At 45.1% G+C, this 20,616-nt stretch carries 21 protein-coding genes, 2 tRNA genes and 2 pseudogenes; 17 read left to right on the top strand and 8 right to left on the bottom strand.

Annotated elements, in window-relative coordinates:
• The first annotated feature begins 233 nt into the window (after window positions 1–233).
• Genes ybtP through ybtS form a run of 4 tightly spaced genes read left to right on the top strand, consistent with a single transcriptional unit; the run spans window position 234 to window position 6,340 of the window.
• The gene (gene ybtP / locus HBM92_RS09520) at window positions 234–1,946 is read left to right on the top strand and encodes a yersiniabactin ABC transporter ATP-binding/permease protein YbtP (RefSeq protein WP_001327262.1); all 1,713 of its coding nucleotides are present in this window, start codon (window positions 234–236) and stop codon (window positions 1,944–1,946) included.
• Window positions 1,933–3,735 carry a yersiniabactin ABC transporter ATP-binding/permease protein YbtQ gene (ybtQ, locus tag HBM92_RS09525; protein WP_001327263.1) on the top strand — a complete coding sequence of 601 codons (1,803 nt, stop codon included), beginning with the start codon at window positions 1,933–1,935 and terminating at the stop codon, window positions 3,733–3,735. Before ybtP ends, ybtQ begins: the two co-directional genes overlap by 14 nt.
• A complete protein-coding gene (gene ybtX / locus HBM92_RS09530) occupies window positions 3,728–5,008 on the top strand; it encodes a yersiniabactin-associated zinc MFS transporter YbtX (RefSeq protein WP_001286281.1) in 1,281 nt (426 codons plus the stop codon). Before ybtQ ends, ybtX begins: the two co-directional genes overlap by 8 nt.
• A 27-nt stretch (window positions 5,009–5,035) precedes the next feature.
• Complete coding sequence (gene ybtS, locus HBM92_RS09535) at window positions 5,036–6,340, top strand: yersiniabactin biosynthesis salicylate synthase Irp9/YbtS (protein ID WP_000703047.1); 1,305 nt, start codon at window positions 5,036–5,038, stop codon at window positions 6,338–6,340.
• A gap of 193 nt (window positions 6,341–6,533) precedes the next feature.
• On the opposite strand, the gene HBM92_RS09540 is transcribed toward ybtS, so the two are convergent.
• The 3 genes from HBM92_RS09540 to mtfA form a co-directional block, all read right to left on the bottom strand.
• Entirely contained in the window at window positions 6,534–7,796 is a 1,263-nt protein-coding gene (locus HBM92_RS09540) for a tyrosine-type recombinase/integrase (RefSeq protein WP_024174323.1), read from the bottom strand.
• 161 nt (window positions 7,797–7,957) lie between these two features.
• Window positions 7,958–8,033 (bottom strand) — tRNA-Asn (locus tag HBM92_RS09545).
• 100 nt (window positions 8,034–8,133) lie between these two features.
• On the bottom strand, window positions 8,134–8,931 hold the full coding sequence (mtfA, locus tag HBM92_RS09550; RefSeq protein WP_001325918.1) for a DgsA anti-repressor MtfA: 798 nt from the start codon (window positions 8,929–8,931) through the stop codon (window positions 8,134–8,136).
• Window positions 8,932–9,024: 93 nt separating this feature from the next.
• On the opposite strand from mtfA, the gene HBM92_RS09555 reads away from it, so the two are divergent.
• From HBM92_RS09555 to HBM92_RS09585, 7 genes are all read left to right on the top strand, one after another.
• Window positions 9,025–9,114: transfer RNA gene (locus tag HBM92_RS09555), tRNA-Ser, on the top strand.
• A 278-nt stretch (window positions 9,115–9,392) separates the two neighbouring features.
• Window positions 9,393–10,229, top strand: a complete 837-nt coding sequence (locus HBM92_RS09560; protein WP_000830396.1) for a DUF6387 family protein — start codon at window positions 9,393–9,395, stop codon at window positions 10,227–10,229.
• Window positions 10,230–10,445: 216 nt separating this feature from the next.
• Window positions 10,446–10,664: a helix-turn-helix transcriptional regulator gene (locus tag HBM92_RS09565; protein WP_001298701.1), complete on the top strand. Its 219-nt coding sequence runs from the start codon at window positions 10,446–10,448 to the stop codon at window positions 10,662–10,664.
• A gap of 81 nt (window positions 10,665–10,745) precedes the next feature.
• Entirely contained in the window at window positions 10,746–11,036 is a 291-nt protein-coding gene (locus tag HBM92_RS09570) for a hypothetical protein (protein WP_000687678.1), read from the top strand.
• 52 nt (window positions 11,037–11,088) lie between these two features.
• On the top strand, window positions 11,089–11,385 hold the full coding sequence (locus HBM92_RS09575) for a hypothetical protein (protein WP_001091321.1): 297 nt from the start codon (window positions 11,089–11,091) through the stop codon (window positions 11,383–11,385).
• Window positions 11,386–11,457: 72 nt separating this feature from the next.
• Window positions 11,458–11,700 (top strand): hypothetical protein, encoded by a 243-nt coding sequence (locus HBM92_RS09580; RefSeq protein ID WP_000564596.1) that lies wholly within the window; start codon window positions 11,458–11,460, stop codon window positions 11,698–11,700.
• A 108-nt stretch (window positions 11,701–11,808) separates the two neighbouring features.
• Entirely contained in the window at window positions 11,809–12,159 is a 351-nt protein-coding gene (locus tag HBM92_RS09585; protein ID WP_000505229.1) for a DUF6404 family protein, read from the top strand.
• A gap of 63 nt (window positions 12,160–12,222) precedes the next feature.
• Here the strand turns inward: HBM92_RS09585 and HBM92_RS09590 are convergent, their stop codons facing one another.
• Entirely contained in the window at window positions 12,223–12,627 is a 405-nt protein-coding gene (locus HBM92_RS09590) for an H-NS family nucleoid-associated regulatory protein (protein ID WP_001287374.1), read from the bottom strand.
• A 158-nt stretch (window positions 12,628–12,785) separates the two neighbouring features.
• Entirely contained in the window at window positions 12,786–13,265 is a 480-nt protein-coding gene (locus HBM92_RS09595) for a DUF4756 family protein (RefSeq protein ID WP_001233369.1), read from the bottom strand.
• A gap of 224 nt (window positions 13,266–13,489) precedes the next feature.
• Here HBM92_RS09595 and HBM92_RS09600 point away from each other — a divergent pair, with 224 nt between their 5' ends.
• A complete protein-coding gene (locus HBM92_RS09600) occupies window positions 13,490–14,170 on the top strand; it encodes a hypothetical protein (protein ID WP_001351137.1) in 681 nt (226 codons plus the stop codon).
• 84 nt (window positions 14,171–14,254) lie between these two features.
• On the opposite strand, the gene HBM92_RS09605 is transcribed toward HBM92_RS09600, so the two are convergent.
• Window positions 14,255–14,836 carry a replication/maintenance protein RepL gene (locus tag HBM92_RS09605; protein ID WP_000572033.1) on the bottom strand — a complete coding sequence of 194 codons (582 nt, stop codon included), beginning with the start codon at window positions 14,834–14,836 and terminating at the stop codon, window positions 14,255–14,257.
• A 912-nt stretch (window positions 14,837–15,748) separates the two neighbouring features.
• Between HBM92_RS09605 and HBM92_RS25675 the strand changes: the two are divergent.
• The 3 genes and pseudogenes from HBM92_RS25675 (at window position 15,749) to HBM92_RS09615 (ending at window position 18,384) form a co-directional block, all read left to right on the top strand.
• Window positions 15,749–16,019 (top strand): annotated as a pseudogene (locus HBM92_RS25675) (hypothetical protein).
• A 169-nt stretch (window positions 16,020–16,188) separates the two neighbouring features.
• Window positions 16,189–17,151, top strand: a complete 963-nt coding sequence (locus HBM92_RS09610) for a hypothetical protein (RefSeq protein ID WP_000398601.1) — start codon at window positions 16,189–16,191, stop codon at window positions 17,149–17,151.
• Between the two features lie 60 nt (window positions 17,152–17,211).
• On the top strand, window positions 17,212–18,384 hold the full coding sequence (locus HBM92_RS09615; protein ID WP_001120270.1) for a ComEA family DNA-binding protein: 1,173 nt from the start codon (window positions 17,212–17,214) through the stop codon (window positions 18,382–18,384).
• A gap of 91 nt (window positions 18,385–18,475) precedes the next feature.
• On the opposite strand, the pseudogene HBM92_RS25680 reads toward HBM92_RS09615, so the two are convergent.
• Together HBM92_RS25680 and HBM92_RS09625 are read right to left on the bottom strand one after the other, a co-directional pair.
• A pseudogene (locus HBM92_RS25680) lies at window positions 18,476–18,842 on the bottom strand (hypothetical protein).
• A 31-nt stretch (window positions 18,843–18,873) separates the two neighbouring features.
• Window positions 18,874–19,347 carry a DUF4755 domain-containing protein gene (locus tag HBM92_RS09625; protein WP_001298513.1) on the bottom strand — a complete coding sequence of 158 codons (474 nt, stop codon included), beginning with the start codon at window positions 19,345–19,347 and terminating at the stop codon, window positions 18,874–18,876.
• 432 nt (window positions 19,348–19,779) lie between these two features.
• Between HBM92_RS09625 and HBM92_RS09630 the strand changes: the two genes are divergently transcribed.
• Together HBM92_RS09630 and HBM92_RS09635 are read left to right on the top strand one after the other, a co-directional pair.
• Window positions 19,780–20,310 carry a lipoprotein gene (locus HBM92_RS09630; protein ID WP_000722536.1) on the top strand — a complete coding sequence of 177 codons (531 nt, stop codon included), beginning with the start codon at window positions 19,780–19,782 and terminating at the stop codon, window positions 20,308–20,310.
• A gap of 10 nt (window positions 20,311–20,320) precedes the next feature.
• Window positions 20,321–20,596, top strand: coding sequence for a hypothetical protein (locus HBM92_RS09635; protein WP_000430097.1), 276 nt, complete (start codon window positions 20,321–20,323; stop codon window positions 20,594–20,596).
• Window positions 20,597–20,616 lie beyond the last annotated feature (20 nt).

Here is a 20,616-nt window from a genome sequence, read left to right on the forward strand (position 1 = left end):
TAGACCAATGCGGGTATAAATAGAACCGAATGGGGTAGATGAGTTATTGATAATGGTTATTATTCACATTAATTCTCAGAACGCCACCCTGAATTGTCGTTTTTGGCGTCCGTAAAAATTCATCAGGAAATTCAGTTACTCCCATGTCATCTCAATCATCCAATACTGAATCGCTGTCCCGATTTCCTCTCTGGCAGGTGATTACACCGGTTCGCAGGAAGGTTATTTTAGCTATGGCGCTGGCGGGGCTGGCGGCATTAACCAGCCTGGGGGCGCTCCTTTTTCTGGCGTGGAGCCTGCGTGACATTCGCGCGACGCCTGACGCTATTCCGGCCTGGCCGCTGGGCGGCGTGATCGGCTGCGTGGTCTTAACTTTTGTTCTGCGCTTACAGGCGTTCAACACCTCTCATTACGCGGCTTTTCATCTGGAGAACATTCTGCGCAGCAGGTTAGCCCGTAAAGCATTGCAGCTTCCGCCTGGCGTGTTACAGCAAATGGGCAGCGGGTCAGTGGCGAAAGTGATGCTGGATGACGTGAAGTCGTTACATATTTTTGTGGCCGACAGCACGCCGCTCTATGCCCGCGCGATCATCATGCCGCTGGCGACAATCGTTATCTTGTTCTGGCTGGACTGGCGGCTGGCAATCGCGACGCTGGGGGTACTGGCGTTTGGATCGGTTGTTCTCGTGCTCGCCCGCCAGCGTTCGGAAGATATGGCTCAGCGTTATCATAAGGCGCGCGAGCAGGTTAGCGCGGCGGTTATTGAGTTCGTGCAGGCCATGCCCGTGGTGAGAACGTTTGATAGCGGCAGCACCAGTTTTTTGCGCTATCAACGCGCCCTTGAAGAGTGGGTCGATGTGCTCAAAACCTGGTATCGCAAAGCCGGTTTTTCAGCGCGTTTTTCCTTCTCGATTCTGAATCCTCTCCCGACCCTGTTTGTCCTGATCTGGTCGGGATACGGCCTGTTGCACTATGGCAGTTTCGATTTTATCGCGTGGGTGGCCGTTTTACTGCTGGGCAGCGGAATGGCCGAAGCCGTAATGCCAATGATGATGCTCAATAACCTGGTCGCGCAAACGCGTTTAAGCATTCAGCGTATTTATCAGGTTCTCGCGATGCCGGAGTTATCGCTGCCGCAGTCTGACCAGCAGCCGCAAGAGGCGAGCATTACCTTTGAGCAGGTGAGCTTTCATTATCCGCAAGCGCGTACTGGCGCCGCGTTGCAGGAGGTGAGCTTTCATGTGCCTGCCGGGCAAATTGTGGCGCTGGTCGGGCCAAGCGGCGCCGGAAAAAGCACCGTGGCGCGCTTGCTGCTGCGTTACGCCGACCCGGACAAAGGCCATATCCGTATTGGCGGCGTGGATCTGCGTGATATGCAGACGGACACCCTGATGAAGCAACTCTCGTTTGTGTTTCAGGACAACTTCCTTTTTGCCGACACGATAGCCAATAACATTCGTCTGGGCGCGCCGGATACGCCGCTGGAGGCGGTTATAGCGGCGGCCAGAGTGGCGCAGGCCCATGATTTTATTAGCGCTCTGCCAGAAGGTTACAACACTCGAGTCGGGGAACGTGGGGTATTTCTCTCCGGCGGCCAGCGGCAGCGCATTACTATCGCCCGGGCGCTTTTGCAGGATCGCCCCATCCTGGTGCTCGATGAGGCGACGGCGTTTGCTGACCCGGAAAACGAAGCGGCGCTTATCAAGGCGCTCGCGGCGGCCATGCGTGGCCGGACGGTCATCATGGTCGCGCATCGTCTCTCAATGGTGACTCAGGCCGATGTGATATTGCTGTTTTCCGACGGACAGCTCAGGGAAATGGGGAACCATACGCAACTGTTGGCGCAGGGCGGCCTGTATCAACGGCTCTGGCAACACTATCAGCAGGCGCAGCATTGGGTGCCGGGTGGAACACAGGAAGAGGTGGTGGAAAATGAAAGACAATAATCCTGCGGATAACCTGGCCTGGCGCGTCATCTGGCGCCAGCTTATCTCCAGCGTTGGCAGTCAGGCCAGGATGCTGCGACGCAGTATGCTGGCGCTGTTGCTGGCGGCATTCATGCAGGGGATCGCCTTTGCCTGTCTTTATCCGATCATTGATGCGCTGTTACGGGGAGACGCGCCGCAACTTCTTAACTGGGCTATGGCCTTCAGCGTCGCCGCAATTGTGACGCTGGTGCTACGCTGGTATGGCCTGGGCTTTGAATACCGTGGTCATCTGGCGCAGGCTACCCATGAGTTGCGCCTGCGACTTGGCGAGCAGTTACGCCGCGTGCCGCTGGAGAAGCTCCAGCGCGGCAGGGCGGGTGAAATGAACGCCTTGCTGCTGGGCAGCGTGGATGAAAACCTCAATTATGTTATTGCGATAGCCAATATTTTGCTGCTCACCATTGTCACGCCGCTGACGGCGTCGCTGGCGACATTGTGGATAGACTGGCGGCTGGGGCTGGTGATGTTGCTGATCTTCCCTCTGCTGGTGCCGTTTTATTACTGGCGCCGCCCGGCGATGCGGCGACAAATGCAGACGCTGGGGGAAGCGCACCAGCGTCTGAGCGGCGATATCGTTGAATTTGCTCAGGGGATGATGGTATTGCGCACCTGCGGCAGCGATGCCGATAAAAGCCGGGCGCTGCTGGCGCATTTCAATGCGCTGGAAAACTTACAGACCCGCACTCACCGTCAGGGCGCTGGCGCGACGATGCTGATCGCCAGCGTCGTGGAGTTGGGCCTACAGGTGGTGGTGTTATCCGGGATCGTCTGGGTAGTGACGGGCACTCTGAACCTCGCCTTTTTGATTGCCGCCGTCGCGATGATTATGCGCTTCGCAGAACCGATGGCGATGTTTATCAGCTACACCTCGGTTGTGGAACTGATCGCCAGCGCCCTGCAACGGATTGAGCAGTTTATGGCGATAGCACCGCTTCCCGTCGCAGAGCAAAGCGAGATGCCGGAACGTTACGATATCCGCTTTGACAACGTCAGCTATCGCTACGAAGAAGGTGACGGCCACGCGCTTAATCATGTTTCTTTGACGTTCCCGGCAGCCAGTATGAGCGCGCTGGTGGGTGCCTCCGGCGCAGGCAAAACTACGGTCACCAAACTGTTAATGCGCTATGCCGATCCGCAGCAAGGGCAGATTTCTATTGGCGGCGTCGATATTCGCCGCCTGACGCCGGAACAGCTCAATAGCCTGATTTCTGTTGTTTTCCAGGATGTCTGGCTGTTTGATGACACGCTGCTGGCGAATATCCGTATCGCGCGCCCACAGGCGACGCGGCAGGAGGTAGAAGAGGCCGCCCGCGCGGCGCAGTGCCTTGAGTTTATTTCCCGTCTTCCGCAAGGCTGGCTGACGCCAATGGGAGAGATGGGCGGCCAGCTATCGGGCGGCGAGCGCCAGCGGATTTCCATTGCCAGAGCGTTATTGAAAAACGCGCCGGTCGTCATTCTCGATGAACCGACTGCCGCGCTGGATATTGAAAGCGAGCTGGCGGTGCAAAAAGCGATCGATAACCTGGTTTACAACCGGACGGTGATTATCATCGCTCACCGTTTATCCACCATCGCCGGGGCCGGAAACATTCTGGTGATGGAAGAGGGACAGGTGGTTGAGCAGGGTACTCATGCGCAATTGCTCTCACATCATGGGCGTTATCAGGCGCTGTGGCAGGCGCAAATGGCCGCGCGCGTGTGGCGCGACGACGGGGGTTCCGCGTCTGGAGAGTGGGTGCATGAGTGATGTTCAGTCGAATGTGAAACCGCTGACGTTGACGACCGGGCGGGTGATTTTTGCTATTGCCGGCGTCTATGTGACGCAGAGTCTGGTATCGGCGCTGTCTATGCAGTCCTTACCCGCGCTGGTGCGCGCTGCTGGCGGTTCGCTGGCGCTTGCCGGTGCGACAACCCTGTTTATGCTGCCCTGGGCGCTGAAGTTTATTTGGGCGCCGTGGATCGAGCGCTGGCGGCTTCCGCCCGGTAGCCAGGAACGCCGTTCCCGCATGTTAATCCTGCGTGGTCAGGTCGCGCTAGCGGCGATCCTGACTATTGCCGCAGCGATTGGCTGGTTTGGGCGAGAAGGGGGATTCCCCGATACGCAAATCGTCGCGTTATTTGTTCTGTTTATGGTGGCAGGCACGGTCGCCTCCACCATTGATATCGCCAGCGACGGCTTTTGTGTCGATCAACTGACCCGCACGGGTTACGGCTGGGGAAACAGCGTGCAGGTCGGCGGCAGCTATCTGGGAATGATGTGCGGCGGCGGGGTGTTCCTGATGCTGTCGGCGGCATCCGGCTGGCCTGTCGCCATGCTGATGATGGCGGTGCTGATTATGGCGCTGTCACTCCCGCTGTGGCGCATTACGGAGCCGACGCGAACAGCGACTATCCCGCATGTTCCGGCGTTAGGTTATGCGCTAAGGAGGAAGCAGGCGCGCCTGGGCTTACTGCTGGTATTGATGCTGAATTCAGGCATGCGGTTTGTGCTGCCTCTTCTGGCACCGCTGTTGTTGGATCATGGGTTGAGCATGTCCGCATTGGGCGCGCTGTTCAGCGGCGGCAATATTGCAGCGGGCATAGCAGGAACGCTGGCTGGCGGATTGCTGATGAAATACACCTCACCCGGCAGAGCGCTGTTGACGGCTTATGGCGTCCAGGGGATCGCGCTGCTGGCGGTGGTGATGACGCTCATGATGGCGCCGGGTCATCTGCTGCTGCAGATTCTCCAGTGTCTGGTCATTGTCCAGTCCATTTCGCTGGCCTGCGCGCTGGTCTGTCTTTACGCCACGCTGATGTCGCTTTCATCGCCTTTGCAGGCCGGTGTCGACTTCACCCTCTTTCAATGTACTGATGCGGCAATCGCCATTCTGGCAGGCGTTATCGGTGGCGTTGTTGCTCAACATTTTGGCTATGCGGCCTGCTTCCTGTTTGCCGGGGCATTCACGTTGCTGGCGGCGTGGGTTGCTTATATCCGGCTGCATTCGGCAAGAGAACTGATGACAAGCGCAATTGATTGATCCGCGAATAACACAGAGAGGTAAGGGATGAAAATCAGTGAATTTCTACATCTGGCGTTACCAGAGGAACAATGGCTACCGACGATTTCTGGCGTTTTACGCCAGTTCGTAGAAGAAGAGTGTTATGTCTATGAGCGTCAACCCTGTTGGTATTTAGGCAAAGGGTGCCAGGCACGGCTGCACATTAATGCCGACGGAACGCAGGCGACATTTATTGATGATGCCGGGGAGCAAAAATGGGCGGTGGATTCCATTGCCGACTGCGCGCGTCGTTTTATGGCGCATCCTCAGGTGAAAGGACGTCGGGTATATGGACAGGTTGGGTTCAACTTTGCGGCGCATGCGCGGGGGATTGCCTTTAACGCCGGGGAGTGGCCGCTGCTGACGTTAACCGTTCCCCGTGAAGAACTTATTTTTGAAAAGGGAAATGTCACCGTTTATGCGGACTCCGCCGACGGGTGCCGACGTTTGTGCGAGTGGGTAAAAGAGGCCGGTACAACGACGCAGAACGCACCACTGGCGGTGGATACCGCCCTCAATGGTGAGGCATATAAACAACAGGTTGCGCGCGCCGTTGCGGAGATCCGCCGTGGCGAGTATGTCAAAGTGATTGTCTCGCGCGCCATTCCCCTGCCATCGCGGATTGATATGCCCGCCACGCTGTTATACGGGCGGCAGGCAAACACGCCTGTGCGCTCGTTTATGTTCCGTCAGGAAGGACGCGAAGCGCTGGGCTTTAGCCCGGAACTGGTGATGTCAGTGACGGGCAATAAAGTGGTCACTGAACCGCTTGCGGGCACCCGCGATCGCATGGGAAACCCGGAGCATAATAAGGCGAAAGAGGCAGAACTGCTGCACGACAGTAAAGAGGTGCTTGAGCATATCCTTTCTGTCAAAGAAGCTATTGCTGAACTGGAGGCCGTTTGCCAGCCGGGCAGCGTGGTGGTTGAAGATTTAATGTCGGTTCGCCAGCGCGGCAGCGTTCAGCATCTGGGGTCTGGCGTGAGCGGTCAGCTTGCGGAAAACAAGGATGCCTGGGATGCGTTTACCGTGCTGTTTCCGTCGATTACCGCCTCAGGTATCCCTAAAAATGCTGCTCTGAACGCGATTATGCAAATTGAGAAGACGCCGCGAGAGCTTTATTCCGGCGCAATCCTGCTGCTGGACGATACGCGCTTTGATGCGGCGCTAGTTCTGCGTTCCGTATTTCAGGATAGCCAGCGCTGCTGGATACAGGCGGGGGCGGGAATCATCGCGCAATCTACGCCGGAACGCGAACTGACAGAAACCCGGGAGAAATTAGCGAGCATTGCGCCCTATTTAATGGTGTAGGAGTAACTGTTTTCTAACCTCACAACCAGATTGTCCAAAGACAATTGAGTCGCTCTTTGATTCCTCTGTGACTCTATTGTCTTCTTTTGGGATAAAATAGGTGTTTTTCGTCATGAAGTTGATAAAAGTCTATATAGAACCACCTCCTGTGGAGGTGGTGGTAATTTGCCAGAGTGTGGGATTCGTTAGTATACTATGGGATAAACTTATTTTTACCAATTGTATAAGGCGGTGCATAAGATTCTCGGCATGCTTCCAGATAATCCGACCACCACTGCATCATCGCTTTGCGGGCTTCCAGGTGCTCTGCCTTATGAATATAAGCCATGCGCACGGTATTGCGCTCCTGATGACTCATCTGGCGTTCTACTGCGTCCTTTGCCCATAAACCCGATTCCATCAGCGCACTGCATGCCATTGCCCGGAAGCCGTGACCGCAGATATCCTTTTTCGTGTCGTAACCCATCACCCGCAGTGCCTTATTGACCGTGTTTTCACACATTGGCTTATACGGGTTATGGTCGCCGGGGAAGATCAGTTCATTATTACCGGTGATATCCTTAATCTGTTTCAGAATGGCGATGGACTGTTCTGAGAGGGGGACGATATGCGGCATTCGCATTTTTGCCCCGCGGCCGGAATAACGCACGCCAATAATGGGTTCTCGCGTCGCGGGTATCGTCCAGACTCGGTTTGTGAAATCAATCTCTGACCAGCGGGCGAAACGCAGTTCACTGGAGCGAATGAACACATGCAGCATCAGCAGAACGGCATGCCGGGTCAGTTCACGGCCCTGATGATATGCCCCAATACGTTCAAGCAGTTCAGGCAGCCGCTCCAGCGGCGGGGCAGGATAGTGCCGTCTGACAGGAGGTGTGGTCACGCCGCCAAGGTTTGCTGCAGGGTTCGTATCGATTAACTCCTGATGGACCGCATGGCGCATTATGTTACTCAGGTGCTGCCGTGTGCGGGACGCAACCTCCAGCAGACCTTTTTCCTCGATCCCTTTCAGCAGGTCAATGAAATGACGGGGTTTAAGTTCTGATACAGGTAAGTTCCCGATGACCGGAAAGATGTGATTGTTCAGACTGGCACGCAGACGGTCGGCGGTGTTCTGCGACCATTTCCTGTTACTTTTATGCCACGCCAGCGCCACGTTTTTAAAAACTTTCTCCGGTGTTCGTGAGCCACGTTCAGCAGCCCGCTGCTGTACCGGGTTGATATTCAGCGCCAGCATTTTACGGATACCTTCACGTTGCTGTCGCGCATCAGACTGGGAGATGGCTGGATAGGCACCCAGCGCAATGCGGGATTCTTTACCGCTAATACGGTATTTGAGATACCAGTGGCGGGAGCCACCCGGCTTGACCAGCAGATACAGACCGTGAGAATCGGAGACTTTAAAGGGTTTATCAGAAGGCTTGAGGGTGCGGATTTTTGCGTCGGTAAGGGATATATGGGGGTCACTCCATTATCGAACTAACCTGACCCCAGATTTGACCACCAATTTTTCCCGATGCGTAGGGTAAAATCAAAATGCACCGAGAAGAGTTTTCACACTAACCTGTTGAATCAACATCAGATAAAGATTCGCAAGGATGCAAGAAAACAGAAAATTGGCTCCTCTGACTGGACTCGAACCAGTGACATACGGATTAACAGTCCGCCGTTCTACCGACTGAACTACAGAGGAATCGTGAGAACGGGGCGCATATTACTTAGCGGTACCTTGTCTGTCAACACTAAATTTCATAAGCCATTTCAATTGGTTAATTAATCTGCAAAGTTGTTAATTAATGAACATTCGTCGCCGAAAACGAGTCTGTATCATTAGCGTGATGCAGTCTCTGCAAAGGATCTTGTTGATAAAATTGACAGAAACGTTGCCACAATGAAGGGAAACGAGGAGCAAAAAGTTCTGGGGCGCTAAAGAAATATTCAGAAAGTACGGCAAAACATTCAGCAGGATCACTGGCAGCATAAGCATCAATGCTCGCCGCATTCTCACCAACTAATTCGATTTCTTCCTGAATGTTGTTCATTGCAGCATGAAGATCGTGTTCCCAGCCAGCAACCTCACGCAACGAAATAAAGGGAACTCCGCTGGCGCGATCGCCGTTACGGGTGTCCAGCTTATGAGCGACTTCATGAATAATCAGGTTAAAACCAGAAGCATCAAAAGAATCTTGTATATCCAACCAGTTCAAAACGATAGGCCCTTGCTGCCAGCTCTGACCTGACTGAACAATACGTTGGTTATGCACCAGACCGATATCGTCTTCCCATTCATCATCGACCACAAATGGCGCAGGATAAATTAAGACTTCATGAAAACCATCCAGCCATTCCAGTCCTAACTCCAGAACGGGCAGGCAAAATAGAAGTGCTATCCGGCAGCTTCTTAATGAATTCAGCTCAAAGCCCTGTAAAGGAACAAGCCGTTTTTGCTGTAAAAAACGTTCGGCAAGAGCGACCAATTTGCTTTGTTCCTGTTCTGTCAGACACGTTAAAAGGGGGATCGATAGTGCTTCCTGCCAGGGAAGGGCAGTTTGATGTGCTGATTCTTGTACTTTCCAGGGCCACTTAATCATCGTTTTGCTCGCAAACTCGTCACTTGAACAAAATTGCACGGACAGGGACTGTTAAAATGCCAAATTTCCTGGCATCATGGCAACCATCTGAACGGAGAGATGCCGGAGCGGCTGAACGGACCGGTCTCGAAAACCGGAGTAGGGGCAACTCTACCGGGGGTTCAAATCCCCCTCTCTCCGCCAATCATTCAACAAAATCAATCACTTACAAAGCATTTTTGATTTTGTCATGCATAAATCCCTGCATTAAAATTCCTTTCTCTCGCTCAATTTTTCTTACTACTGATGCTGTTTTTTACCATTTTGCCGCGCGTCGGGCATCCACTTTTATGCTCTCGAGTTCACACTCTTAACAACAACTTAGCCATTCCCCCGTCTCTGATGACAAAACAGTTGAACTTCAATTGTTCCAAACGGATCCTGTGAAGATATATCAAAGGAAATGGATTGTTGGAGGATGGATGAAAAGAAGTGAAATCAGGAAAGCACTGGAAGCATGGTTTGATGTTGAACGCTATGAGGCGATAGAGAAACTCACCTTACAGCATTTTTATGTTGAGGTTGAGCGGCGCATCTTGGCTTACAGAATGTTGTTGAGCCGGAACACCATACCTACCTTTAACCGATTAATGCTGGATGATTACCGCAACAAGATCCTCAGCGGTGAAATCTTTTTCAGTGGTGATACCGCTACTCTTGGACATGAGCTTGCCAGAACCTACGCAGTAAATCCTACGACACGAAGCCACGCGCAATTTTATGCGAAAACGCTGGCATTAACCGAAGCCACGCCTGAACTCTCTGGGTTAAGCCAGTCTGAATTTCTGTCCGAGTATCTGAAAGAGACATCCCTTAATAATCTTTCACGTATTACTGTCGATATTCATCTGGAAGAAGCATCAACCGAAGAGATCATTGAACATCTGAAAGTGTTGATCCCCCGATGGAAGAGACAGCTTAAGATGAAGTCTCCAGCGCCAAGAGAGTATCGTTTTGGGAAAAGCACATTCAGAAAAATTATTGAATATCGTCTTATCCCGATGATGGACCTGATCTTCTGGGGAGAAGATAACGGCATTAAAATCCCGCTTTCACTGATTTCCTCGCTGCTTCACGAGGACAGCGACAACGATCGTGATGAAGGAATGCTAAAGGCAACGGACTACCCGTTAGCAATGGCTTTTCTGACGGATGCGAGCTATCTGAAATCGCTTGAAGATTACATGATGGAAAACAATCACTTGAAAGACTCCCCTGTTGAAAAGCATGTAGAAGACGACAGGAATAAGAAAAAATAAGCCAAGTAAAAAGGGTTACGTTCGCTCCGTGCGAACGTGATCGCATCCAGTGTTAACCGTTATCTTTCCATCCGTGCCCCTTCGAATTTTTCAAAAAAAACTTCTTTGAACGTCCCTAAATTACCATAAGCAAAATCGCTATCATTGTTCACGTCGAAACAACATAGAGAAAAGCGAAATCTCATAGAGATTACTTACAATAATAGAGGGCAGACAATGAAAGAAAATATTGAAACCAGCGTAAAACGATTTATCCGCGTTCCTGATGTTTTAAATCGAGTGGGATTTAGTCGCACGACTTTATATGAGCGTATTAAGGAAGGAAACTTTCCTGACAGAGTAAAAATAGGTCCGAGGTGTGTCGCTTTTGTTGAAAGTGAGATTGATGAATGGATTGAAGTGACTATTCGACACTCACGCCAGAACGCTGCATAAAAAAAGAAACAAGATCTCGTGTCGAACAAATATCTGTTCGCACAGGGCATCTTATTACCCTAAACAATAATGGAGAAAAATATGAAGATAGAACTTATTACGATAAAAGAGTTTATTGAACAAGCCGAATGTTATTTCAGGAACTATATGGACGGATTACGGCGGAATGCACCAGATGATTTTTATTATTTTCTCAACAATAAATACAATATGAATGACATTATGGAAAGTATCATTAAAAAAACGCGATATCATTTTTACGATGACACAGAAGAAGGCAAAAGGAATCGGATTTATGGAGAAGTAAACCACTGTAAGGTAAAGCAACACCTTCGTCAGCTTTGGATTGTCTATAAGTGTGTATACCGCTAATGCTCATACAAATATTTTGCTATTCCAATATTAAACTAAAGAGGAAATAAAAATGAATACATTTAAAAATAAAAACACTGAAATCTTTTATGTTGTGTCCTTGCATATCTATGCGGAGCTTTTTAACTCAAAGGATAAAACGACCAGCAATATGATTATAACGCATGTAATGGATCATGAGTTTGTTTGTAAGCTAATCGATCTGGCGATGAGGAATGCTGAGAAACATCTTCTGAAAAAAGCATGGAAAAAGAACGCTGCTGGAAAACTGTCTGAAGTGGATTTTAAAGGGGTTAAGCAGGCATTAGCCAAAATGCATTATACGGTTCTGGCGGAATCAATATGTTGATATGTTCTGAGGTCTATCGGCCCCTTCTTGGGGCTGATAACAAATATTATTTTTCTATCCAAGGAGCAAAAAATGATTGATGAATTTCATGTGATGTATATGTATAAAAAAATCCAAGTGGAAGCCGCAACTACCGACATCAAAACACTTGAACAGCTTTTGAAAAAATTCAGGAGCGTGGTCAACGAACGTCGTGAAGAATACTATCAGGAGATTGGTGAGAAAAAAGCACATAAGTTGAAAATGAAAAGATTACAAAGAATGCTTGAGAAAATGGCATGTGACCGGGTTTCACCAGAAGATCTAAAGGAATGACTATTTGAGTTATTTTTGACTTACATACATGGAATTGATAATCATTATTGTCTATTGTGGCTTTTTATCGATAGATAGATGAGTAAAGGTGGATCTGGAAGGAACCTTATGGGCTTTGAAGCTAAAAAGAAACACGCTATTGCCATCATGGAAAGCAAGAGGATGTGGCGAAGTAATTATGCCCCTCCTTTGCTACACCTCGCATGGAAAGCTGGACTCAAGATACCACCGCTACCTTTTGCCTCATTCTGGCAAATCACTTTGTTGATGGGTGGATGGTTTGGTCCGGCATGGGGGATCTGTATGTGGTTTTTTACTTGGAAGGATACAGGGATACAACCGGGCACTGCATTTGTCTCAAGCGTCGTCGCAGGTATTTGTTTTGGTGTTCTTATGGCTGCGTATCATTGGTGGCGAAAGGTCGTTAACAACCTGCCAGACTGGGATAGTCTTGGATGAATAATCGAATATTTTCCGGGCCTGTTATCTTGAGAACAGTGAAGCCCGGATATGCTGTAGCGGTTAGATAGCAAAGTCTTCCAGTGTCTTACCAGCTTCGATAGCAGCGGCGATTGCTTTAGGAGTACGGCCCTGACCCGTCCAAGTCTGCTCATTACCGTTTTCATCTGTATATTTGTATTTAGCAGGACGAGGAGCACGAGTTGATTTGGTTTTAGGCTGGGATGAACCAACTGAAGCGAGTAGTTCTGTAGGATCGATACCGTCTTCTAACAATTTCTGGCGGAAGGCTTCCAGTTTAGCCTGACGTTCTTCTTGTTCTTTACGGGCTGAATTTTCTTCCTCACGGCGATCTTCAACGATTGTGGTGAGTTTTTCCAGCATCTCTTCCAGAGTTGCCAGATCTGTTTCACGAGCCTGTGCGCGAAGTGTACGAATATTGTTCAGTGCCTTAAGAGCTTCACTCATAGTATGTCATCCGGTGTTTTAAAATAGGCGATTAATAAAAATAATGCTTACGGTGCTGTTGGAAAAATCAAAAAAAAACAGTCAGTAAATAATATAGTAAACATTATTGCATAAGCAATCTAATACATCACATTTCACACGAATAGCATAGAGTCGTTTTAAAGAGACATTTTCCTGCGCTTTTGGTTTGATGGTTCGAACTCTGACGAGATACGAGATAGTTGCTCAAGACTCTGTTCAATTGAACGTTGGAACTCAACAGCGGCTTCTGTACGTTGTTTTATGACCAAGGCTACTATTTCTTCATCGCTCTTTTCTGAAATGGCCTTACGGTATAACACGCGTTCGTTAAATAAATCGAGATTACCAGTTGATCTTGCTGATGTGTTAGCTTTTGAACTGCTGATGGGATTTAACTCGTCAATAAAGTATTCAATAAGAGATTCTCTCTTTTTTTCCAACCTGCGAACTTCGGTATGGGCAGATTTAAATTTTTGCGCCTTAACCAATGGAATATCATCAGAACGCAGTTTACGATATTCATTTCTGTATTCTTCTATTGGAATGTGATTTTTTAGTTCTTTAACTGTATTTACATATTCGATTAAATCACTGTTGTCTGTTTTTACTTTTCTCATATAAAACCTCGTGGATAAAATAGTGGATATATTTATATTACGAGATATGGTGTAAGTGTCAAATTAACCGTTTGCAGCAATGTTTATTTCTGTTGATTTGTCTCGCCAATGTTTTTTTGTTGTTTATTATGGCCATGCTTAATACATTAATAATGTTGTAAGAGACAAATGACATGGTGTATCATCAGGCTCGGGACGATGAAATAAAACTGAAGGTAGGAAAGATGGATTCTATAGATAAAAGGTTTCTTGATTTTATTCGATCTAAGAAAAATAATATAGTATTGGACGATATGAAGGATGATTTCAAAAAAGACGATGGCTCTAGTTCGAAAATGGCAGATTATTTGTTATTTAATAACGATGTTATTTTAGAGCAAAAATTACTCACAAATGACAGAACTGATTTAATAAATGAAAAAATTAATGAGCTAGCTAAGACTGATGAATGGCTTAAAAGAAGTTGGTTCGGTAGGGTTCATATTGAGGAATTGATTCAAAAACACCCCGACTCAGATGCTTTCAGAAAAAAGATAATGGATTATGCTTATAGAAATATAAAAGATCTTGTAGCAACCTCCAATAGACAGATTAGAGCAACAAAGGAATCTTTAAATATTCCTAGAGCAGTCGGTGGACTTGTTATTCTTAATGAATCGATAATGCCTTATGAATCTGAATATGTAATGGCAGAACTTAATTTTCTTGTTGAAAATCCACATTATGAACATGTTGATTTTGTTCTCTATATATCAGAACTACGTAGATCAACACATAATATAATTGATATGTCAGCAATGATAAAAAGCAGCTCTCCAAGATATGAGTTTGTAAACTGGTATATAAAAAACGTTTTCTCATTCGATTTCGCTTCATTTTTTAATCACCCTATACAATTTTTATAGTAGGGTGGGAGTTTGTTAAAATGCATTGGCTTTATGGAGTTATCATTCAGATAGGAGTTGCTTGAGAAAATCTCTTTCTTGAAACTACTGTGTTTTGCCTTGGCAATTAATTTTGTTCTCTTTAGTTTTAGTTTTTTTGTCCTTCAAGTAATAAGTTTTCATGAAAGTTAAACGATCACCATTAAACATATAGTCTGGATTAATAAAATAATAGTTCTGTATCATGGTCTCAGCAATAAATTTCTTGTCAGCAAGTTCTTTCATACCTTTGAAATAAGTAGTTCTTGATATTTTCACGATATCTTGATCAACAATATCGAATGACATTAATATCGTATCTGTATCTTTATTATCTCTGATAGCAAGATACAGTATCTTGAATACTTTCTTACCGGATGAGGATAAACCCTCAATAGCTGATACGCCATCCACATAAAGCTTCACAAACTGTGTCTTGTCTACTTCCATAGACTGAAAGAAACCACCATTACCAACTTGTTCTCCCGTACTCTCATTAACTAATGCTAATCGATCTTTTCCTGTAGTAATACGTCTGACGCCAGTTTTTGTATGTAGACTTGTATCATTAAGAAATGGGTTTTTAGTATGACGTGGGAGACCTCTTCTTGATTTCTTTACTTCAGTTTGTATCTTATTTTCTATCATGGTATTTACTCCTTTATTTTTTTAGTTATACATTTAAGTAGATACTATATTTTGTGTGCAAGTCAATACTTAAAGTTTATATTTTTTAAAATAACTAACACTTGATGTTTTTACGTATAAAAATTGTAGTGCTACAGAATATATACAATAACACTTTATTATTTTTATTTGAGAATAGTTATCAACTTAAGTACCGGGATTCGGGACTTTAACTCCCAAGAGTGCGTACTTTGTTTTAAGCTATAGCTGGCTTGAGAGCATTTTTCTTCTTCATTATTCAAATAGCGAAGCTTTGGATGACATTTTAAAGAATGTAATATTGAAAATAGTTCTTCTCTTTAGTTGATTGGTGCCTTATCAAAATGGCACCAGTGGTGTTATCTGTGTTATTTTTCCTACTATGTTATTACAGCGAAGTGATTGTTTTCTACAATCATGAACCGCTGCTACTATCGGGACTGCTTGATTAATTTTACTTTAACTTTATATGCGTCTACGACGCGATCTTTTTTGGATAAATCCAATATTAACAGGGGCAAGCCCTGTTCAGCAGAGTGATTGTTCGCAACAATCACGAAGCGCTGCTACCAAGGATGTAGTTTTCCTATACGTTTAAGAGCAAATGCTATATGTCTAAAGGGAAAAACTATGTTTAAACATAGGATCTAAATTCAGCATCATGAGGAAAAGAGATCAAACAATGATCGAGTGCTTTTCTTTTTATTTAACAGACAGGAGATGAATAAAATAAAAATGTCAGCGTCAGGGCGTAGCCGTGCGTCAGCACAGAGATAAAGATTTTTTCAAAAGTAGTTTAAAAATAAGAGGGAAAATCATGGTTAAAAAATAAATAAATTTGATTTTCACGATCGCGATGTTGTATTAAATAGTAATAAAAAAGTAAAAAATAAAATGAAAAATATTAAAATGATAACACTCTTTCATCCCTATGAGAAAACACCATTTATGATCTGTATTGTAAACAAAGTAGAAGATACTGAACATGGAATAAAACTCACTCATTGAAAATGACAATGATATTTATGTCAATAATTATAGCCATTATCTGTTATCGGAGTCTGTAAGTCGTTGCGATAAAGATAGGTTGAAAAATACTTATATTCGCTTGGTTTCAGAACTCACACAAATGAGTGAAGAAACTATAAAATCACAGATGTTATAATCTGAGTTATCAGTTTCAGATATTGTGATGTTATCCATAAGGTCAATGCTTTTGGGTTGAATATATATCCAGAGCTATCAACGAACATGGGTCAGGTTAAAGTCGAATGCGGTAAGTGGTAGTGTTCTGGTAAAATGCGTTGTCTGATAGCGTCAGGAGGCGATGAGCGATGGAAGGTAAATTAATTTTTTGTTCCGATGCAATACTGCGGTTTCAGTCCGATTACGATGAAACCTCGGCGGTTCCATTGCTATCCATCCAGAACACGATAGCCAATACCGATCCCTTCTTTCTTCTTCGCTTCTTCCACCATACTGTTCTGATTGAAGAAGGAACATCGCTGGCAAGTATCTTTCTGGCAATAGAACTGTGGAAGGCACTGTTAGCAGCTTATCTGGACAGAGATGTTGGTGCTTATATAGATGAGGTAAGAAAACCGTCCGGGCCAACGACATGGGATATTGAATGGATTGGGATTGACCGTCGTAGCTCGGTTTATCGCGCTTACAAGCGTCAGGATATGGAAGAAGGGGAAGATTTTTCGACCTATTTTAATCGTGAGCGGTTCCCGACTGATGAGTTTGACATAGAAAGTAGCTGCGATGCTTCAGGTTTCATTAAAGGTGATAAAGAACGCTGGAGTATCAGCGGTGATGTTCACGAAATTAAAAATCTTCCTGTAATCCTCTATAGCAAACAGGCGTTGATGACGTCGGCAAAGGACGGCCTGTTGAAGAAGAATGTATCAGGGGTGAAGAGTTCCAAGCATGGCTGCTTTGTTTATGGCGATACCTCGTTTTCTTTCAGTGAGGTAATGGAAGCTATCTTCATCAGTGGGCTGTTCTTCTATGCGCCAATAGACGCCGCCAGTAGTCTTGATGAACTGAAAGTGAGTTTGGCTGGGCTGGAAGAAGAACTGGCCGAAGTACCAAAAGTGGATTCGAATGGCAATGAAACAGATAAAGAACCTACTATAGTCGTAGCCGAAGGTGCTTTTGATTCGGTCGCTGCTCACATGGAAACAGAAGCTGAGGAGTGGCAATCTATTAAGAACCTGTGCCAACGAGAAGGTGAGCTGCCCATACGTATTGGTGGTATTAAAATGGCTGAGCCACCAGAGTTTCATTTTTAGTTTAAAAGCAACAATCTACCACTTAATGATTACGAAGCTATAAGTTGAAGGATGATTCACATGCCACACAAGAAAGTAGCATTACAGCTCATTGAAGAAACACTTAAAGAACTCGAGTCACCAAAAGGTTCTTTGTTATCGGCTATACAAAAACTACAGCGGACTTCGGATATCATCAATGATGATGATAAAAAGATATGGTGTGCTATTCAATTAGGTGATACTAAATATACAAAGCCAATAACTGAATTGCTTAAGTTTGTTATTGAGGCTGAAAATACAAAAAATAAATCTTTCCAAGAAAATTTAGACAAACGAATACAAGAACTTGCCAAATTAGGAGTTAAGGCTAATATACATTATTCAGATGAAGAACTCACATTAAAAAATATTGAAAGTGGTGGTGGATATAATAACATTGGGTTTATTGAAGAGAAATATGCCGATCTTGTAAGAAAAAAACAAGGCAATGACGGAACGTATTATAAGAATAGTTTAAATCAACATATCAATTATGTTAGAAAAAAAGCACATGAATTAGCATCGCAAATATATAATCAACTAAAATTTTCAGGTACTGTCAGCAACTGTTTTGATGTATTGAAAAATGCTGTTGATGATAAATTATTAGATCTAAATCCAGTGATCGCAGAACAACTAATGTTGGCATTTAAAGCTATTTCTTCAGATAAAGAAGAAGAATGGTCTCAAGCTTTAACTACATGTCGTAGGCTTCTAGAAGGGTTGGCTGATGAACTTTATCCGGCATCGAAGGAAAAATTTAATGGTCGGGCCGTTGGGCAAGGTCAATACGTAAACCGCCTTTGGGCATTTATGGATGGGGCTATTCAGTCTGATAGTAATAAAGACCTTGCCAAAGCACATATAGATTTTCTCGGATCATGGTTAGATAAAGTTAATAAGTTAACAAATAAAGGTGTTCATGCCGAGTTAGATCGGATTGAAGCTGTAAAGTCAGTATTTCACACGTATTTAGTAGTGGCGGATTTGCTTGAGTATATGTCAAATACCAAAACCTCTGTATCTAAGCCTGATATCAATAAAGCTACTTTAGATGAACTGGAAGCATTGTTAAATATAAATAGAACAATCGCTAAAGAAATTGTTAAAGCACGAGTTCGTGAAGGCAAGCTTGATCTGGATATTTTAAAAAACATAAAAGGTATAGGTGCTAAGACGCTTAGTAATATACAAGAAGTGTTTGTTATGTAATTTATTTAGTATTTAATTGATATAATATCATGAAATAAAATCGGGAGTTCATACGTAGCAACTCCCGATTTTACGATGATATGTTGTATTATCAATCCATCAAACCACGTGAGGTCTTACTTGCAGTCTGACGAAAATCATAACGTTCCACAACATCACCCTTAAACCAGATATCCAGTGATTTAATGTGTGCTGTGCTGCTATTGGTCAATAGAGCAAGGCCCGGTATGTAGTTAGATAGTTGGCTTTCTCCCGTCATACTTGAGTAGTTCCACATCTCCTGTCCATCATTCGTAGCGCTCTCCAAAGGCAGCAAGAATTTCTTGTTGGGTTGTTTTTCCCTTGACGATTTTAACTTTAACCGTCTGATGATTTTCATCAGTTAGGGATTTATTACCATGAACGGTACAGCCACCAAGTGGTAATATTATAAAAATAGCAAGTAATAATTTTTTCATTTTTGTTCCAGAAATAGATGAAAGGTGAGACTCAGAAAACATACTTTTTAAATACCAGCATCCATCGCTCGCAAAGTTCGTGATTTGAGGTGCTTAAATTTTTCAGGGGAACATTAACTTTCCACATGGGATTTTTAATATCATCGGTTAAAATATTTAGGCCAGACCGTTTATTCGCTGAAAGTTGTTCTCTCCAGTTAGCAATAGCCGCATTATTCATACCTCGTAATGTTCCATTGCCATAAAACTTACCCCCCTCTGAAAGCGTATAATTTATTTCTCGAATTTGATCAAAAGTATATGTGCTGTCTTTATCTTTATTGAAAATACGGACAGTATGTTTTTGAGTATCAATAACAATACCTGTCTGTTGGCATTCATACGAAAGAATGTCGCCGTCCAGAACTTCCGTAAAGCTGTTGTAGTGCTTTTTCTTTTGTATATCTACTGCTGTCATGATGATGATGAAGAGCACCACTAAAAATACGATACCTACTGCTTCCAATCTTACTTCCTCCATGTAAATGAGTTAAAGAGACTGAACCTGCTCACAGAGCTTTGCTACGTTTTATACGTCCTACAGCACCAAGCTCATGGCGTCGGTCTCGGCGTTGCAAGGCTATCAGAACTTGAAATCATGATCGATATAAAAGATCGATAATTAATTATTGATAGGCTTTAACGATTAAAACAATGATATTGATCGGTTATTAATTGTTTTTATCGATCGAATATTTATTTATGATAGCTATTGGCTATCATGAGGTTGTTTTTGATCGTTTTAAACGATATGACGAGACGCTAAAAGAATTGAATCCTATCAATTGGTTAAGCGGTGGTTTTGCCATGTGATATCAGCCGGATCCCGCAACAACTCTAGCCCTGACCAGATTTGGTCAAAAATTTAGGCACTTTGATTATCAGGATGGATAAGCAGATGAAGAAGATTTTACTCGTTGCTGGCGCAGCTCTGGCACTGGCGGGATGTGGTGAGAAAGGTGATTTTGAGAAGGCGATCAATGCCAAGATAGGGCAGGACAAATATTGCTTCTCGCTGGATAACAATAACACCAGCTTCCCCATCCGTCTTGCCAAGCCACGACTTGATTCGACTGGTACAGGGACGAATTCAGTGATCCTCGATGGATTTGTAGAGCAGGGAATGATGGTCTTTGAGCAGGGCTATGATTCGAACGTATTAGGGATAACAGAGGAAGGCAAAAAAGCCAAAGTCTGGAGCACAACAGATGGTGCCTGTGTTGGTCGTCGTGCTGTTGACGGGATTAAGGAATGGACTGAGCCGGGAAACGGTAATCAGAAAGTAGTTCGCGTGACTTATACGTGGAAGCTGGTTGACGTTCCGGGCTGGATTGACAAAAAAGCATTCGCCAGCGTTAAAGGAATGAATGAACCTGCTGATGGTGCCATGAATCTCTTTAAGACCAGCAATGGCTGGAAAGCCAATTAAGGAAACCAATATGGAAAACAATACCATCAAATGCCCGTTCTGTTTCAAAGAGAGCCAGCGTGGGGTTCACGTTTGCACAGGTTGCTTAGCGACTGTGTTATATGGCACTTATCCCGGCTGGTATGCTGCTGTTGTTTTGTTGTTGACTTTTGGTTTATCGACGTTGATCGGTATGTCAACAGGTATGGCAGGAGCTACTATCAGTCTACCAATAATTGCGGTTGTTGGGTTTATAGCTGGTAAGGCGATATTCTCTGATAATGTTGTGTTTAGGCGAAAGATATAAAAAACGAAAAGAATTATATG

The sequence above is a fragment of the Escherichia sp. E.sYA108 genome (assembly GCF_011754335.1).
Taxonomy (GTDB): domain Bacteria; phylum Pseudomonadota; class Gammaproteobacteria; order Enterobacterales; family Enterobacteriaceae; genus Escherichia; species Escherichia coli.

Excerpts from the sequence above, each read along its gene's own strand:
- ybtP (WP_001327262.1), top strand. The coding sequence starts at position 234 with ATGGCGCTGGCGGGGCTGGCGGCATTAACCAGCCTGGGGGCGCTCCTT.
- ybtQ (WP_001327263.1), top strand. The coding sequence starts at position 1,933 with ATGAAAGACAATAATCCTGCGGATAACCTGGCCTGGCGCGTCATCTGG.
- ybtX (WP_001286281.1), top strand. The coding sequence starts at position 3,728 with ATGAGTGATGTTCAGTCGAATGTGAAACCGCTGACGTTGACGACCGGG.
- ybtS (WP_000703047.1), top strand. The coding sequence starts at position 5,036 with ATGAAAATCAGTGAATTTCTACATCTGGCGTTACCAGAGGAACAATGG.
- mtfA (WP_001325918.1), bottom strand. The coding sequence starts at position 8,931 with ATGATTAAGTGGCCCTGGAAAGTACAAGAATCAGCACATCAAACTGCC.
- HBM92_RS09560 (WP_000830396.1), top strand. The coding sequence starts at position 9,393 with ATGAAAAGAAGTGAAATCAGGAAAGCACTGGAAGCATGGTTTGATGTT.
- HBM92_RS09565 (WP_001298701.1), top strand. The coding sequence starts at position 10,446 with ATGAAAGAAAATATTGAAACCAGCGTAAAACGATTTATCCGCGTTCCT.
- HBM92_RS09570 (WP_000687678.1), top strand. The coding sequence starts at position 10,746 with ATGAAGATAGAACTTATTACGATAAAAGAGTTTATTGAACAAGCCGAA.
- HBM92_RS09575 (WP_001091321.1), top strand. The coding sequence starts at position 11,089 with ATGAATACATTTAAAAATAAAAACACTGAAATCTTTTATGTTGTGTCC.
- HBM92_RS09580 (WP_000564596.1), top strand. The coding sequence starts at position 11,458 with ATGATTGATGAATTTCATGTGATGTATATGTATAAAAAAATCCAAGTG.
- HBM92_RS09585 (WP_000505229.1), top strand. The coding sequence starts at position 11,809 with ATGGGCTTTGAAGCTAAAAAGAAACACGCTATTGCCATCATGGAAAGC.
- HBM92_RS09590 (WP_001287374.1), bottom strand. The coding sequence starts at position 12,627 with ATGAGTGAAGCTCTTAAGGCACTGAACAATATTCGTACACTTCGCGCA.
- HBM92_RS09595 (WP_001233369.1), bottom strand. The coding sequence starts at position 13,265 with ATGAGAAAAGTAAAAACAGACAACAGTGATTTAATCGAATATGTAAAT.
- HBM92_RS09600 (WP_001351137.1), top strand. The coding sequence starts at position 13,490 with ATGGATTCTATAGATAAAAGGTTTCTTGATTTTATTCGATCTAAGAAA.
- HBM92_RS09605 (WP_000572033.1), bottom strand. The coding sequence starts at position 14,836 with ATGATAGAAAATAAGATACAAACTGAAGTAAAGAAATCAAGAAGAGGT.
- HBM92_RS09610 (WP_000398601.1), top strand. The coding sequence starts at position 16,189 with ATGGAAGGTAAATTAATTTTTTGTTCCGATGCAATACTGCGGTTTCAG.
- HBM92_RS09615 (WP_001120270.1), top strand. The coding sequence starts at position 17,212 with ATGCCACACAAGAAAGTAGCATTACAGCTCATTGAAGAAACACTTAAA.
- HBM92_RS09630 (WP_000722536.1), top strand. The coding sequence starts at position 19,780 with ATGAAGAAGATTTTACTCGTTGCTGGCGCAGCTCTGGCACTGGCGGGA.
- HBM92_RS09635 (WP_000430097.1), top strand. The coding sequence starts at position 20,321 with ATGGAAAACAATACCATCAAATGCCCGTTCTGTTTCAAAGAGAGCCAG.